The 15128-nt window shown below is 66.9% G+C and carries 12 protein-coding genes; 5 read left to right on the top strand and 7 right to left on the bottom strand.

Annotation, left to right across the window (positions count from 1 at the left end):
- Positions 1-13: 13 nt before the first annotated feature.
- The 3 genes from ACSX1D_RS12775 to ACSX1D_RS12765 all read left to right on the top strand — a co-directional run bounded on the left by ACSX1D_RS12775 (position 14) and on the right by ACSX1D_RS12765 (position 1936).
- Positions 14-382, top strand: a complete 369-nt coding sequence (locus ACSX1D_RS12775; RefSeq protein ID WP_439858858.1) for a DUF2784 domain-containing protein — start codon at positions 14-16, stop codon at positions 380-382.
- Between the two features lie 124 nt (positions 383-506).
- Entirely contained in the window at positions 507-1316 is an 810-nt protein-coding gene (locus ACSX1D_RS12770; RefSeq protein ID WP_439858857.1) for an SDR family oxidoreductase, read from the top strand.
- A gap of 191 nt (positions 1317-1507) precedes the next feature.
- Positions 1508-1936: a hypothetical protein gene (locus tag ACSX1D_RS12765; protein ID WP_439858856.1), complete on the top strand. Its 429-nt coding sequence runs from the start codon at positions 1508-1510 to the stop codon at positions 1934-1936.
- Here ACSX1D_RS12765 and ACSX1D_RS12760 read toward each other — a convergent pair.
- The 5 genes from ACSX1D_RS12760 to ACSX1D_RS12740 all read right to left on the bottom strand — a co-directional run bounded on the left by ACSX1D_RS12760 (position 1933) and on the right by ACSX1D_RS12740 (position 10256).
- Positions 1933-2172 (bottom strand): YheU family protein, encoded by a 240-nt coding sequence (locus tag ACSX1D_RS12760; protein WP_439858855.1) that lies wholly within the window; start codon positions 2170-2172, stop codon positions 1933-1935. The two genes, ACSX1D_RS12765 and ACSX1D_RS12760, sit on opposite strands and share 4 nt — an antisense overlap.
- A gap of 116 nt (positions 2173-2288) precedes the next feature.
- On the bottom strand, positions 2289-5045 hold the full coding sequence (locus tag ACSX1D_RS12755; RefSeq protein WP_439858854.1) for a 7TM-DISM domain-containing protein: 2757 nt from the start codon (positions 5043-5045) through the stop codon (positions 2289-2291).
- A 144-nt stretch (positions 5046-5189) separates the two neighbouring features.
- A complete protein-coding gene (locus ACSX1D_RS12750) occupies positions 5190-6380 on the bottom strand; it encodes an osmoprotectant NAGGN system M42 family peptidase (protein WP_439858853.1) in 1191 nt (396 codons plus the stop codon).
- Positions 6381-6541: 161 nt separating this feature from the next.
- Positions 6542-8281 carry an N-acetylglutaminylglutamine synthetase gene (ngg, locus tag ACSX1D_RS12745; RefSeq protein WP_439858852.1) on the bottom strand — a complete coding sequence of 580 codons (1740 nt, stop codon included), beginning with the start codon at positions 8279-8281 and terminating at the stop codon, positions 6542-6544.
- A gap of 205 nt (positions 8282-8486) precedes the next feature.
- Positions 8487-10256, bottom strand: a complete 1770-nt coding sequence (locus ACSX1D_RS12740; RefSeq protein ID WP_439858851.1) for an N-acetylglutaminylglutamine amidotransferase — start codon at positions 10254-10256, stop codon at positions 8487-8489.
- A 113-nt stretch (positions 10257-10369) separates the two neighbouring features.
- On the opposite strand from ACSX1D_RS12740, the gene ACSX1D_RS12735 reads away from it, so the two are divergent.
- Positions 10370-10843: a MarR family winged helix-turn-helix transcriptional regulator gene (locus tag ACSX1D_RS12735; RefSeq protein WP_439858850.1), complete on the top strand. Its 474-nt coding sequence runs from the start codon at positions 10370-10372 to the stop codon at positions 10841-10843.
- A gap of 76 nt (positions 10844-10919) precedes the next feature.
- Here ACSX1D_RS12735 and mnmC read toward each other — a convergent pair whose 3' ends face one another.
- Positions 10920-12926 (bottom strand): bifunctional tRNA (5-methylaminomethyl-2-thiouridine)(34)-methyltransferase MnmD/FAD-dependent 5-carboxymethylaminomethyl-2-thiouridine(34) oxidoreductase MnmC, encoded by a 2007-nt coding sequence (gene mnmC / locus ACSX1D_RS12730; RefSeq protein WP_439858849.1) that lies wholly within the window; start codon positions 12924-12926, stop codon positions 10920-10922.
- A gap of 121 nt (positions 12927-13047) precedes the next feature.
- Here mnmC and pap point away from each other — a divergent pair, with 121 nt between their 5' ends.
- Positions 13048-14535 carry a polyphosphate:AMP phosphotransferase gene (gene pap / locus ACSX1D_RS12725; RefSeq protein WP_439858848.1) on the top strand — a complete coding sequence of 496 codons (1488 nt, stop codon included), beginning with the start codon at positions 13048-13050 and terminating at the stop codon, positions 14533-14535.
- 92 nt (positions 14536-14627) lie between these two features.
- Here the strand turns inward: pap and ACSX1D_RS12720 are convergent, their stop codons facing one another.
- Positions 14628-14837: a DUF6316 family protein gene (locus ACSX1D_RS12720; protein ID WP_439858847.1), complete on the bottom strand. Its 210-nt coding sequence runs from the start codon at positions 14835-14837 to the stop codon at positions 14628-14630.
- Positions 14838-15128 lie beyond the last annotated feature (291 nt).

Here is a 15128-nt window from a genome sequence, read left to right as displayed (position 1 = left end):
GCAGGTGGTTGCTATGATGTTGCGCTTGGCGGCGGATGCGGTTCTGTTGCTGCACCTGCTGTTTATCTTGTTTGTCCTGCTCGGCGGCTTGCTCGTGTTGCAGTGGCGCTGGCTGGTCTGGCTGCATCTGCCGGCTGCGGTGTGGGGCGCGGTGGTCGAGTTGTGCCAGCTGCAGTGCCCGTTGACGCCCCTGGAGAACAGCTTGCGCCTCGCAGCGGGTGAAGCTGGCTTTAGCGGTGGTTTCGTCGAGCACTACCTGTTGCCGATCATCTATCCAGTGGGGCTGACCCCGACGGCTCAGCTGTGGCTGGGCGCTGGGGTATTGCTGCTCAACGCATCGATCTACGGCTTCGTGCTGTGGCGCATCAGCCTGCGACGCTAGGCCTGGCCCTATTCCCGGCAATTGTTAGTCTGCCTCATTCAGCGGCCTGATCCTGGATGGGCGCGCCCAGCGTCTTCGCTACACTGTCGCTCTTCCATCACCGCAGGATCAAGGCGAACTCTGTATGCAAAATCGCATGATGATTACCGGCGCAGGCTCGGGACTGGGGCGCGAGATCGCCTTGCGTTGGGCGCGCGAGGGTTGGCGCCTGGCGCTGGCAGACATCAATGAACCGGGGCTGGCCGAGACCCTGCAAATGGTTCGGGATACGGGGGGCGATGGCTTTGCTCTGCGTTGCGATGTGCGCGACTACAGCCAGCTGACGGCGCTGGCCCAGGCCTGCGAGGACAGGTTCGGCGGCGTCGATGTGATCGTCAACAACGCCGGCGTGGCTTCCGGGGGCTTCTTCGACGAGTTGTCGCTGGAGGACTGGGACTGGCAGATCGCGATCAACCTGATGGGGGTGGTCAAGGGCTGCAAGGCCTTCCTGCCGCTGCTGGAGCGCAGCAAGGGCCGGATCGTCAATATCGCCTCGATGGCGGCCTTGATGCAGGGCCCGGCCATGAGCAACTACAACGTGGCCAAGGCCGGAGTGGTGGCCTTGTCGGAGAGTCTGCTGGTCGAGCTGAGGGCTCAGGAGGTCGCCGTCCATGTGGTCTGCCCGTCGTTCTTCCAGACCAACCTGCTGGACTCCTTTCGCGGCCCGACGCCTGCCATGAAGGCCCAGGTGGGCAAGTTGCTCGAGAGCTCGCCGATCAATGCGGCGCAGATCGCCGACTACATCTACCAGGAAATCGCCAAGGGCGCGTTCATGATCCTGCCCCACGAGCAGGGCCGCATGGCCTGGGCGCTGAAGCAGGAGAATCCGCAGGCGGTGTATGAGGAGATGGTCGGCATGGCGCAGCGGATGCGGGCCAAAGCCGGCCAGGGTTGAACTGGTCGCAGTGCGGCGCTGTGACCGCCCTCGCGGCGCCGTAGCAGTCTGGCTCTGTCAGGGGCCGTTTAACCGACACGGGCCGTGGTGAACCCTGGCGCAGCACTGAAACTCCCTGAGTTCCGCAGCAGTTCCTTTCTTGCCCGCCGGGGCTGTGATAGAAGGCAGCCTGGAATTTTTGGAGTGGCGGAATGGAGTCGGAATCCATCGTCTATGGCTGCATCCGCGACTGGCCATCGGATAGCGCGGCGGAGAGTCGGCTGCGTCGCGAAATCAATCGTCAGGTCTTGCACGATCTGCCGGCCGGCGATGCCTGGTCGTTTCTTGGGCGCGAGATGTTCGCCTGCTGCGAGCAGCCGGGTGAGGGCCTGTACCAGACCCAGGTGATCCATTTCGGCGCCAGCTATCGGGCCGTGGAGTACGAGTGGGGCCTGTGGGTCGAGCAGTTCGAAGCGTTGCTCAAGCGTCTGTATTGGGCCAGCGCGGTGGTGCATCTGGAAACCGAACTCAACGGTACCCACACCTTCCGCTGGGAGTCGGACAACGGCTGTCACAGCCCTCAGGAGGGCGAGCTGCGGGTACGCTGCGCCTGGGAGCGTGAGGGCGGCCTGCGCAGCTAGTCGGCGAGCGCCTGCAGCCACTCCTTGGGCACGTCGCGCTTCAGCGCCAACTGGCACTGTTGGCTCTCCGGGTCGAACACGATCACCGCCTCGCCTTTTTTCAGGGCGCGGCGCACCCGCTGCACGCGGGTTTCCAGCGGAGTCTCGTCACCGTTATCGGTGCCATCGCGGGTGACGAAGTCCTCGATCAGGTGGGTCAGGGTGTCGGCTTCCAACAGCTGGGGGGGGATCAACAAGGCGGGGCTCTCCAGAACGCTGCGGCGATGCTAACCCGCCTTGCGGCAGCTGGCGATGCCGGTCGTCTGGCGATTGCCGCGGCAGCGGCCCGGCGCACCCAGGGGCAGTGGCGGGGCTAGCCAGGGAGGTCCAGGGGAAAGCCGAGCAGGTAGCGATCCAGGGTGCGATACAGTAGGCCACGGTCCAGGGGCTTGCCGAGAAAGTCGTCCATGCCGGCGGTGATGCCGTGCTGGCGATGCTCGTCGAAGATGTGCGCGGTCAGGGCGACGATGGGGATGGGCGCCAGATTGCGCTGGCGCTCCAGCTGACGAATGCGCCGGGTCGCCTCGAAGCCGTCCATCTCCGGCATCTCGCAATCCATGAGGATCAGGTGGGTGGCGGCCGGGTCGTGCTGATAGGCGTTGAGCGCGGCCAGGCCGTTGCTGACCAGGCGCACGCTGTAGCCGCGCTTCTTGAGGAAGCCCTGGACCACCATGGAGTTCACCGGATTGTCTTCAGCGACCAGGATGCAGGGCGCGCCCTCGCACTCTTCGCGCGCCACTGGCGGCTGCACGTCCGGCTCGCTGCCGGGCGCCTCATGCAGCGCCGTCAGCGTCGCGCGCAGGGCGCTGAGCGCCACCGGTTGCAGCAGGCTGGCCAGGCGCAGGTCGGCGTGGCCGGTGGGCTCGCGGCCATGCTGCGCCGAGCCGAGCAGCAATACCCGCTGACCCGGGAGCAGGTCTGCGCGCAGGGCCTCGAGCCACTGGCTGGGGTTGCCTGGCCAAGGCGCGAGCAGCACCAGCAGCGGCGGCTCGGCGAACGCGTGCAACTGCTCGCGCAAGCGCTGCGGGTCCTGGCAGCACTCGGTACGCATGCCCCAGCGCTCGAGCAGGCGACTGAGGGCGTTCAGCCCCTGGCCGTCGAGCGAGGCGAGCAGGGCGCAGCGACCGCCCAGCAGCTGAGTCAACGGATCGGGTTGCTGCGCCTGGTCGCTCAGGGGAATATCGAAGGCGAAGCGCGCGCCCTGGCCGGAGGCGCTGCTGACCTCGATGCGCCCGCCCATCATTTCCACCAGTTCCTTGCTGATCGTCAAGCCGAGGCCGCTGCCGCCGTAGCGTCGGGTGGTACTGGAGTCGCCCTGGGAGAAGGATTCGAACAACCGCGCCAGGGTCTGCGAGTCGATGCCGATCCCGCTGTCGCTGACGACGAACAGCAGATGCGGATTGCCCTGGGAGTCGATGCGCCGGCAGACCTCGAGTGCCACGTGGCCCTCGGCGGTGAACTTCAGGGCATTGCTGAGCAGGTTCATCAGCACCTGTTTGAGTCGCGTCGGGTCGCCCTGCATGCGCCTCGGCACGCCGGTTTCCAGGCTGACATGGACGCGCAGCTGCTTGTCCAGGGCCTGGCCGGTGAACAGGCTGAGGGTGTCGGAGATCAGCTGCTCCAGATCGAAGTCGATCCGCTCCAGGCTGAGCTTGCCCGACTCGATCCGCGCGTAGTCGAGAATGTCGTTGATCACCGTCATCAGCGCGCTTCCCGAGCTGGCAATGGTGTCGACATAGAAGCGCTGGCTGCGGTCCAGCGAGGTTTCCTTGAGCAATTGCAGCATGCCCAGCACGCCGTTGAGCGGGGTGCGTATCTCGTGGCTCATCCTGGCCAGGAAGCGGCTCTTGGCCTGGCTCTCGATCGCCGCCTGCTCGGCGGCCCGGCGTGAGCGGAAGCCCTCTTCCTTGAGCAGGTTGATGCGGTCGGCCAGGCCGATCGACAGGGTCATCAGTTCGATGGTTACGCCGGCCTTGACCAGTGCCGGGCCATACAGGCCGAACAGTTCGACCCCCAGCGAGCCGGAGGTGGCGATGATCAGCGAGGCCAGCAGGATGCCCCAGGCCAGAATGTAGTAGGAGCCATGGCGCAGCCCCCGGCGCCAGACGTAGCTGCCGCACAGCAGCAGCACCAGCGACAGCCCCAGCACGGCGAGGCTGGCGAGTATGTTCCAGGCTGGCAGGCCGATCAGCGGCAGCGACACCAGGCAGCCGAGCAGCGCCAGCATGAACAGGCGCAGGCCCAGGTCCAGGCGCGGAAAATACTCACGGGTCTGCAGGAAGTAGCGGCTGAACTGGGTGGCGCTGAAGCAGTGCAGGTACATCAGGATATAGATGCTCACCGACTGCAGCTCGGTATGCTCCGGCAGCAGCTTGAACAGCATGCCGTCGAAGCTGGCGGCGAACAGGCCGATGTTCAGGTTGTACACCAGGTACCAGAAGTACGCCGCCTCGCGCAGCGAGATGAACAGGAACAGGTTGTAGCAGAACATCGCGAACAGCACGCCGTAGAAGGCGCCGTTGAGGCCCATGAGGTTTTCCTGGGCCGCCGCGCTGGCCTGGTGGGTGCTGAAGTACAGCGGCAGATAGAGGGTGCTGGTGGTCTTCACGCGCAGCAGCAGGGTGCTCTCGCCCGGCGCCAGTTCGAGGGGAAACCAGAAGTTGCGCACCTGCACCGGTCGCTGCGAGAACGCATAGCGGTCGCCACTGCCCTGGCGCAGCCAGCCGCCGTCGGCGCCGGGTTGGTAGAGCTGCAGGTCATCGAGCAGCGCGTAGTTGACCTCCAGATAGCCGGCGAGGTCGCGTGCCAGGCGGTTGTCCAGGCGAATCCTGAACCACCAGACCGAATCGTTCTTGCCGAGGTTGACGTGGTCGCCGCGCACCGGGGTGAAGCGCTGGTCAGCCAGCCGCTGGACCTGATCGACGCTGAGCGTGCCGTCGGGGTCTTCCAGGTAGGCAGTGGACGCTGCGAGAGACAGGCGCAGGTTGTCGCTATCCAGGGTGGTCGGAGGCAGTGCCCATGCCGGTGCACAGAGCCAGAGCAGCAGCATGGCCAGGCAAGTCCGCGTCATCCATGAACCCCATCATTCAACTTGGCCGCCCAGCGCCGAGTACGACCGCTCAAGGTGCCTGGCGGGCCCTTGCCGTCAGGCTGTCGGCAAGGGCCAAGTCCGGTTTGTCAGTGTCGGTCACTTTGCCCGGATGCGTCGGCTCCTTCAAGCATCCTCGCCGCGCTGGCCGAGCAGGCTGTCGACGGCCGGCACGCGGGTATCGCTGGCCATCTGCGTCTCGTGCTCGAGCTGGTGGCTGAAACGGTCCAGCGAGCCCTGCGCCGGCTGGGCGTCGCTGGCGAACACCGGCGGGCTGAGCAGGTAGGCGCAGAGGATCCGGCTGAGGGCGACCAGGCTGTCCATATGGGTGCGTTCGTAGCCGTGGGTGGCATCGCAGCCGAAGGCCAGCAGGGCCGTGCGCACGTCGTGACCGGCGCCGACCGCCGACTGGGCGTCGCTGTGGTAGAAGCGGAACAGGTCACGGCGCACCGGGATGTCGTGCTCGCGAGCCAGGCGCAGCAGCTGGCGCGACAGGTGATAGTCGTGGGGACCGCCGGAGTCCTGCATGGCGACGCTGACCGTGTGCTCGCTGGAGGCCTGGCCCTGGGCGACCGGGGCGATGTCGACGCCGACGAACTCGCTGACATCCCAGTGCAGTGCCGCCGCCGCGCCCGAGCCGACCTCCTCGGTCACGGTGAACAGCGGGTGGCAGTCGATCTCCAGCTCGGCGCCGCTCTCGACGATGCCCTTGAGCGCAGTGAGCAGGGCGGCGACGCCGGCCTTGTCGTCCAGATGACGGGCGCTGATGTGACCGCTCTCGGTGAACTCCGGCAGCGGATCGAAGGCGACGAAGTCCCCCACGGAAACCCCCAGGGATTCGCAATCGGCGCGGGTCGCGCAGTAGGCATCCAGGCGCAGTTCGACATGGTCCCAGCTGATCGGCAGCTGATCCACCTCGGTGTTGAAAGCGTGCCCGGAGGCCAGCAACGGCAACACGCTGCCGCGGATCACGCTGGTCTCGGTGAACACGCTGACCCGGCTGCCTTCGGCGAAGCGGCTGGACCAGGTGCCCACCGGGGCCAGGCCCAGACGGCCATTGTCCTGCACCGTGCGGACGATGGCGCCGATGGTGTCGAGGTGGGTCGACACGGCGCGATCCGGGCTGCTCTGCTTGCCCTTGAGGGTGGCGCGGATGGTGCCGCGACGGGTCAGTTCGAAGGGGATGCCCAGCTCTTCCAGGCGTTCGGCGACGTAGCGCACGATGGTGTCGGTAAATCCGGTCGGGCTGGGGATGGCGAGCATCTCCAGGAGGACCTTGCGCATATATTCGAGATCGGGTTCGGGGAGTTGCTGCATGGGGGACTCCTTCGCTGGGTGATTCCTGGCCCTGCGTGCAGGTTGTCAGCAGGAAAGGATGACGGGCTGTGCATGCTGACCAGCTTAGTCGCCGAGGTTTTCCCGGCAGGGGGCGTGCGTTGGCTAGTGGGCGCGCGTCGCGCGCCCAGGGCGGTGCGGGGCTAGCCGGTGACCTGGCTCAGGGGGAAGAGCAGGTCGAGGAAGCGCTCGGCGGTCGGCTGTGGCTCGTGATTGGCCAGGCCGGCGCGCTCGTTGGCCTCGATGAACACGTGCCCAGGCTGATCCGCCGCCGGCACCAGCAGGTCGAGGCCGACCACCGGGATGTCCAGCGCCCGCGCCGCCTTGACCGCGGCATCGGCCAGGGCCGGGTGGAGGATGTCGGTGACGTCCTCGAGGCTGCCGCCGGTGTGCAGATTGGCCGTCTTGCGCACCGCCAGACGCTGGCCGATCGGCAGCACGCTGTCGTAGTCGACGCCGGCGGCGTGCAGGGTGCGCAGGGTCTCGGCATCCTTGGGGATGCGGCTCTCGCCGTCAGTGGCGGCCTGGCGGCGACGGCTCTGGGCGTCGATCAGGTCGCCGATGCTGTGGCGGCCGTCGCCGATCACCTCGGCGGGGCGCCGGATGGCCGCGGCGACCACCTCGAAGCCGATCACCAGGATGCGCAGGTCGAAGCCTTCATGGAAGCTCTCCAGCAGCACGCGGCCATCGAACACCCGGGCGCGCTCGATCGCTTCCTGGACCTCGCCCGGGGTGCGCAGGTCGACCGCCACCCCCTGGCCCTGTTCGCCATCCACCGGCTTGACCACCAGGCGGCCGTGCTCGGCGAGGAAGGCCGCGTTTTCCTCGGCATTACCGGCCAGGCGCTGGGCCGGCAGGCTCAGGCCGGCGCGCTCCAGGGCGCGGTGGGTCAGGCGCTTGTCCTGGCACAGGGTCATGCTCACGGCGCTGGTCAGGTCGGTCAGCGACTCGCGGCAGCGGATGCGCCGGCCACCGTGGTTGAGGGTGAACAGGCCGGCCTCGGCGTCGTCGACCTGCACTTCGATGCCGCGGCGCAGGGCCTCGTCGACGATGATCCTGGCGTAGGGGTTGAGCTCGGCCTCCGGGCCGGGGCCGAGGAACAGCGGCTGGTTGATGCTGTTCTTGCGCTTGATGCTGAAGGTCTGCAGCTCGCGGAAGCCCAGCTTGGCGTACAGCCCCTTGGCCTGGCGGTTGTCGTGCAAGACGGAAAGATCGAGGTAGCTGAGCCCGCGGCTCATGAAGTGCTCGATCAGGTGGCGCACCAGCACCTCGCCGACCCCGGGACGGCTGCAGGTCGGGTCCACCGCCAGGCACCAGAGGCTGCTGCCGTTCTCCGGATCCTTGAAGGCCTTCTGGTGATTGAGGCCCATGACGCTGCCGATCACCGCGCCGCTGTCTTCGTCTTCGGCCAGCCAGTACACCGGGCCGCCCTGATGACGCGGGGTCAGCTTGGCCGGATCGATGGGCAGCATGCCGCGCATCTGGTACAGGCGGTTGATCGCCTGCCAGTCCTCGGCGACATGGGCGCGGCGCACGCGGTAGCCGCGAAAACCGCGGCGCGCCGGGCGGTAGTCGCTGAACCACAGGCGCAGGGTGTCGGAGGGGTCGAGAAACAGCTGCTGCGGCGCCTGGGCCAGCACCTGATGCGGCGCGGCCACGTACAGGGCGATATCGCGTTCGCCGGGGCGTTCGGTCAACAGCTCATCGGCCAGCTCCGCCGGGTCCGGAAAGGTATGGCCGATCAACAGCCGGCCCCAGCCGCAATGCACGGCCAGGGATTCGCTGGGCTTGGCCCCGCGCTCCTCGGCGAAGCGCGCCTGCAGGCGCTCGTAGGAGGGCGCCTGGCCGCGCTGGAGGCGTTGATTGAAGGTGATGGCTCGCATTGAGGTGTTTCCTTAGCTGTTCGCATCGCCCCGGCAGGGGCCTGGGCGTGAGTTCAGTCGTGACTTCCCCGGATGGCATCCGGCTACGGCGATGAAGTGCGCCAGGGCGGCATTCCTCGCCCTGCGCGGCGGCGTAGGGTGGATGGCGCTTTCTCCATCCACCACGGGTAGTGGAAAACGCTTTGCGCTTTTCCACCCTGCGCTATTACAGGCCCTGCTCGTTCAACCACAGGTTGAGCGCCGCCATCTGCCACAGCTTCGAGCCGCGCAGTGGCGTGAGCTGGCCATCTGGATCGGTCAGCAGGCGGTCGAGCATGGCCGGGTTGAACAGGCCACGGTCCTGGCTCGGGTCGACCAGCAGGTCGCGGACCCAGTCCAGTGTAGCCCCCTGCAGATGCTTGAGGCCCGGTACCGGGAAGTAACCCTTCTTGCGGTCGATCACTTCGCTTGGAATCACCTTGCGCGCGGCTTCCTTGAGCACGTGCTTGCCGCCGTCGGGCAGCTTGAAGCGTCCGGGAATGCGCGCCGACAGCTCGGCCAGGCGGTAGTCGAGGAACGGCGTGCGCGCCTCCAGGCCCCAGGCCATGGTCATGTTGTCGACCCGTTTGACCGGGTCGTCGACCAGCATCACCGTGCTGTCCAGGCGCAGCGCCTTGTCCACCGCCGCCACGGCGCCGGGCTTGGCGAAGTGCTGGCGGACGAACTCGCCGGCATGGTCGTCGGTCAGCCACTCGGGCTGTACGCACTGGGCGTATTCGTCGTGTTCGCGGTCGAAGAACGCCTTGCGGTAGGCGGCGAAGGCATCCTCGGCGCCATCCACCAGCGGGTACCAGTGGTAGCCGGCGAACAGCTCGTCGGCGCCCTGGCCGCTCTGTACCACCTTGCAGTGCTTGGCCACTTCGCGGGAGAGCAGGTAGAAGGCGATGCAGTCGTGGCTGACCATCGGCTCGCTCATGGCGCGGAAGGCCGCCGGCAGCTGTTCGATGATCTCATGCTCGCCGATGCGCAGCTGATGGTGCCGGGTGTTGAAGCGTTCGGCGATCAGGTCCGAGTACTGGAACTCGTCGCCGCGCTCGCCGCCGGCATCCTGGAAGCCGATGGAAAAGGTCGAGAGGTTCTCCACCCCGGTCTCACGCAGCAGGCCGACCAGCATGCTCGAATCGACGCCGCCGGACAGCAGCACGCCGACGTCCACCGCCGCGCGTTGGCGAATCGACACCGCCTCGCGCATGCCGTCGAGCACCTTGTCGCGCCAGTCTTCCAGCTCGAAGGCGATCTCGTCGCGCTTGGGGCCGTAGTCCAGCTGCCACCAGCTCTGCTGCTCGCAGTTGCCCTGGGCGTCGATGCGCATCCAGCTGGCCGGCGGCAGCTTCTCGACGCCGGCCAGTATGGTGCGCGGCGCCGGTACCACGGCGTGGAAGTTCAGGTAGTGGTTGAGGGCGATCGGGTCCAGCGCCTTGCTGATGTCGCCGCCGGCCAGCAGGGCGGGCAGGCTCGAGGCGAAGCGCAGGCGCTGACCGCTGCGCGACAGGTACAACGGCTTGACGCCGAGGCGGTCGCGGGCGATGAACAGTTGCTGGCTGTCGCGCTCCCATACGGCGAAGGCGAACATGCCGTTGAGCTTGGGCAGCAGGTCCTTGCCCCAGGCGTGGTAGCCCTTGAGCAGCACCTCGGTGTCGCCACCGGAGAAGAAGCGGTAGCCGAGGCTTTCCAGCTCGTCGCGCAGTTCCGGGTAGTTGTAGATGGCACCGTTGAACACCATGGACAGGCCGAGATCGCTGTCGATCATCGGTTGGCCGGAGGCCTCGGCGAGATCCATGATCTTCAGCCGACGGTGGCCAAGGGCAATCGGCCCCTGGCTGTGGAAGCCGTGCGCGTCAGGACCGCGCGGCGCTAAATGATGGGTGATTCGCTCGACTGCAGCCAGGTCGGCCGGTCGTTGATCAAAACGTAGTTCTCCAGCTATTCCGCACATAAATTTCCTTACCGGTATTGCCGTTGGGGAGTCGTCCGGGCTCGCCGAACCTTTTACATGGGAACAAAAAAATGCTTTGATGTCAAAGTTTCCATTCGAGTATGTATCTGAATATGGGCGAAAAAATAGTTCCGACTGAAATAGATTTGTCATCTGTAATGGCCTTCGAACTGCCGATGTTCCAGTCCCTGCGGCGTCTGCAGCAGGCGGGCGAGGTGCATGCCAAGCGCCTGACCCGCTTCGGTGGCCTGACGCCGATGCAGCTGATGATCCTGCAGGTGCTGGCCGGCGAGGCGCGGCTGACCGCCAGTGACCTGAGCGGGCGGGTGAGCCTGACCGCGGCCACCTTGTCGGGGATGCTCGACCGCCTGGAGGAGCGCGGCCTGTTGCACCGCCAGCGTGACGATCAGGACCGTCGGCGCCAGTGGTTGCTGCTCAGCGATGCCGGGCGCGAGCTGGTGCAGCAGGCGCCGAGCCTGCTGCCACCGGAGTTCCGTCAGCGCTTCGCCGCGTTGGCCGAGTGGGAGCGTCACAGCCTGACCGCGGCGCTACTGCGCGCCGCGGAGTTGTGTGGCGAGATGGAGTGAGGTGAACGTACGTAGGGTGCGCCATGCGCACCGCTGCCTGTGCGTCAGACAATCTTGGCGGTGCGCGCGGCGCACCCTACTGCCGAGCTGTCTTGTCGGTGCTGCCGCCACGGATCAATGCGCGCAAGGCGAAGCGGTTCGGGTGGCAGGCCTCGGCCACTTCGCGCGGCACGGGCAGGGGTTCGTCGTTCAGCCAGGCGGCCAGCAGCTCGCCGGACAATGGCGCGGTGATCAGTCCGCGCGAGCCGTGGCCGCTGTTGATATACAGGCCCTCGAGCCAGGGACAGGGCGTATCCGGTACCTGGCGGGCGTCCTTGCCCAGTACTGCGTAGGCCGCGGCGAAGGCATCGCGATCGGCCAGGGGGCCGACTATCGGCAGGTAGTCGGGGCTGGTGCAGCGGAAGGCGGCGCGCCCGGACAGTTCGGCCGGGTCGAGTCCGGCGCCGTTCAGGCGTGCGCTCAGGTCTGCGGAAATCTCCTCGAGCATCCGTAGATTGCCCGCATGATCGGCGCTGTTGGGGGTCAGGTCGTCGCTGTTGAAGTCGAAGCTGGCGCCGAGGGTGTGCTCGCCCAGGCGCGCCGGGGCGACATAGCCCTCGGCGCAGACCACGGTGCTCAGCGCGCTGCTTCGTGCGGTTGCCGGCAGGCAGCTGATCTGTCCGCGGATGCGCTTGAGCGGCAGCTCGGCGCTCTGCTGGAAGCGCTTGATCTCCGCGGCGCCGGCCAGGACCGCCAGCGGTGCACTGGCGAGCAGCCGCTCACCTTGCCAGGCCTGCCACTGTCCGTCGTCACGGCGCAATTCCATCGCTTCGCTGTGGGGCAGCAGGCGGATATTCGGATGTTCGCTCAGCAGGCGGCACAGCGCCGGCGGATGGACCCAGCCGGCGTGGGGGTAGAACAGGCCGCCGCAGGGCAGCCCGACTCCGGCTAGGCGTTCGGCCTCGGCCTGCTTCAGCGGCTGCAGCAGGTCGGCGGGGAAGGCCGCGGCCAGGCGGGCCTGGCGCGCGGCCTCCTTGCTGTCGAAGGCCAGTTGCAGCACGCCGCAGGCATCCCAGTCCTGGCCCCTGGGCAGCTGCTCGAGCAGGCGGCGGGTGTGGCCGTAGCCGCTGACGATCAGCCGCGACAGCGTCGTGTGGTGGGGCGAAAGCTTGAGGTAGAGCACGCCCTGGGGGTTGCCGGAGGCCTCCTGGGCGATCGCGGCATGGCGCTCCAGCAGGCTGACCCGCCAGCCGCGGGCGGCCAGGCTGGCCGCCGTGGCGCAGCCGGCCAGGCCGGCGCCGATCACCAGGGCGTGGCGTTCGCCGGCGTGGCGCGGAGGACGGGCGAACCAGGGCTTGGTCGCGTGGTCGGGGGCGCTGCTGAACTGGCCCTTGAGCACTTCCCACTTCTTGCCCAGGCCGGGCATCCGCTTGACCGTGCAGCCGACCGCCTTGAGCCCGCGGCGCACCTCGCCGGCGCTGGTGAAGGTGCCGAAGGTGGCCTGCGCGGCGGACAGCCGGGCCAGTTGGCTGAACAGTTGCGGACTCCACATCTGCGGGTTCTTGGCCGGGGCGAAGCCGTCGAGGAACCAGGCGTCGACGCGGGCGTCGAGCTGGCTCAGCAGCTCCAGGGCGTCGCCGATCAGCAGGCTGAGGGTGACCCGTCCGTCGGCAAATACCAGGCGCTGAAAGCCTGGATGCACGGCGATGTACTGGGCCAGCAGCAGCTGCGCGAACGCCGCCAGCTCCGGCCACAGGGCCAGGGCGCGCTGCAGGTCGGCGCGGCTCAGCGGGTACTTCTCGACGCTGACGAAGTGCAGGCGGGCGCCGGCGGCGGCGTGCTGCTCGAACAGCTGCCAGGCGCAGAGGAAGTTCAGCCCGGTGCCGAAGCCGGTTTCACCTATAACCAGTTGCTCGCCGTCACCCAGGGCGGCGAAGCGTTCCGCGAGCCGGTTGTTGGCCAGGAACACGTAGCGGGTTTCCTCCAGGCCGTTTTCCTGGGAGAAGTACACGTCGCCGTAAAGGCGCGACAGCGGCTGGCCCTTGGCGTCCCAGTCGAGTTGTGCGAGTTGGCTGTCGGGGAGGTTGGCAGGAGCGTCGGACATGGCGGTCACCCGGTTGAGCAGGCGCGCATTCTAGCTGATCGCGCCCGGTCGATTGCGCGCTCTGGCGGACGGCGGGTGCAACTCTCCGCTAGGCTGGGGCAATCAGATCAGGGAGTTGGGTATGTTCGAGTCCGCCGAGATAGGTCACGCCATCGACAAGGACGCATTCGAGGCCGAAGAGCCGCTGCTGCGCGAGGCGTTGTTGGAGGCGCAGTACGAATTAAGTCAGCAGGGGCGCTTCGCGGTGATCATCCTGCTCAACGGTGTCGAAGGGGCGGGCAAGGGCGAAACGGTCAAGCTGCTCAACGAGTGGATGGATCCGCGTCTGATCCAGGTCAGTACCTTCGACCAGCAGAGCGATGAGGAGCTGGCCCGGCCGCCGGCCTGGCGCTACTGGCGCAAGCTGCCGCCCAAGGGGCGCATCGGCGTGTTCTTCGGCAACTGGTACAGCCAGATGCTCCAGGGGCGGGTGCGCGGGTCGCTCAAGAATGCCCAGCTGGATCAGGCCATCGCAGGTGCCTTGGGGCTGGAGCAGATGCTCTGCGACGAGGGCGCGCTGATCTTCAAGTTCTGGTTTCACCTGTCCAAGCAGCAGATGAAGGCGCGACTCAAGGCCTTGCAGGATGATCCCTTGCACAGCTGGCGGATCAGTCCGCTGGATTGGCAGCAATCGAAGACCTACGACAAGTTCGTGCGCGTCGGTGAGCGGGTGTTGCGCCGCACCAGTCGCGACTACGCGCCCTGGTACGTGGTGGAGGGGGCGGACGCCTGTTATCGCAGCCTCACGGTAGGGCGCATTCTGCTCGATGGCCTGCAGGCGGCGCTCAAGGCCAAGGCGCCGAGGGTGCCCCAGCCCCACGCGGCGCCGCTGATCTCGAGCCTGGATGAGCGTGGCCTGCTCGACAGCCTCGACCTGAGCCTGGCACTGGACAAGGACGACTATCAGGAGCAACTGGCCAGCGAGCAGGCGCGCTTCTCCGGCCTGATGCGCGACAAGCGCATGCGCAGGCACTCACTGGTGGCGGTGTTCGAGGGCAATGACGCGGCCGGCAAGGGCGGCGCCATTCGTCGCGTGACGGGCGCCCTGGACCCGCGCCAGTATCAGATCGTGCCGGTGGCGGCGCCGACCGAGGAGGAGCGGGCGCAGCCTTATCTGTGGCGGTTCTGGCGCCATGTGCCGGCCCGTGGCGGCTTCACGCTGTTCGACCGGTCCTGGTATGGCCGGGTGCTGGTGGAGCGGGTCGAGGGGCTCTGCGGCCCGGGCGACTGGTTGCGCGCCTATGGCGAGATCAACGACTTCGAGGAGCAGTTGAGCGAGGCGGGGGTGGTGCTGGTGAAATTCTGGCTGGCCATCGATCAGGATACCCAGCTGGCGCGCTTCAAGGCGCGCGAGAAGATTCCCTTCAAGCGCTTCAAGATCACCGAGGAAGACTGGCGCAATCGCGAGAAGTGGCCGCTCTATCGCCAGGCGGTGGAGGATATGGTCGATCGCACCAGCACCGAAATCGCGCCCTGGACCCTAGTCGAGGCCAACGACAAGCGCTTCGCTCGGGTCAAGGTGCTGCGCACCATCAACCAGGCACTGGAGGCGGCTTTCGCCGCGGATTGACCCAGAGGTGGGGGCGGCGCGCTGGCGCCTGGGCAGGAGGGCAGGCACCCGGGAGCCGCGCCTGGCTGCGGTTCCCGGGTGACTGATTCTCTCTAGAACGTCCGGCTCTCGATGATGTCGTTCGCCTGCACCATCCTGCGTACATACAGGGCGATTTCCCGCTCGGCGTCGACGCGGGTGAAGTAGGGGCCTTCCAGGGTGCCTTCACGGGTGGCGAAGAAATACTGTCCGTTGACCGCGCTGACTCGCTCGCTGCGATAGTGCGTACCGGGGCCGGGGTCGATCTGCCGTTGACCAAACATGGATGGGACCTCACGCAAAGCCTGATTGAATGAGTCTAACCCTGGGTTTTTCTGCTGTTGGGGTTGGCGACCAGTGGTCGCTTTTTTCCGCCAGATCGCGTCTTTTTGCTTGTTTTACGTTTATTTGGCGTCAGCTTGCCGGCGATGCCAAATGGCCATCGATACAGATCCTGCATCTATCGTGACCGAACTGTGGCTGTGTCCCTTTCGAGGGCCAGCCTAGAATGCCGGTTTACGGGGTCCGCCCGCTCTATTTCAGGCGATAGCGGGCGTCGTGGGGCGCAGAGGCTG

The organism is Pseudomonas sp. MBLB4136, from assembly GCF_051904765.1.
In the GTDB taxonomy this organism is placed as follows: Bacteria; Pseudomonadota; Gammaproteobacteria; order Pseudomonadales; family Pseudomonadaceae; genus Aquipseudomonas.
This window is presented reverse-complemented; position numbering and strand designations above follow the sequence as displayed.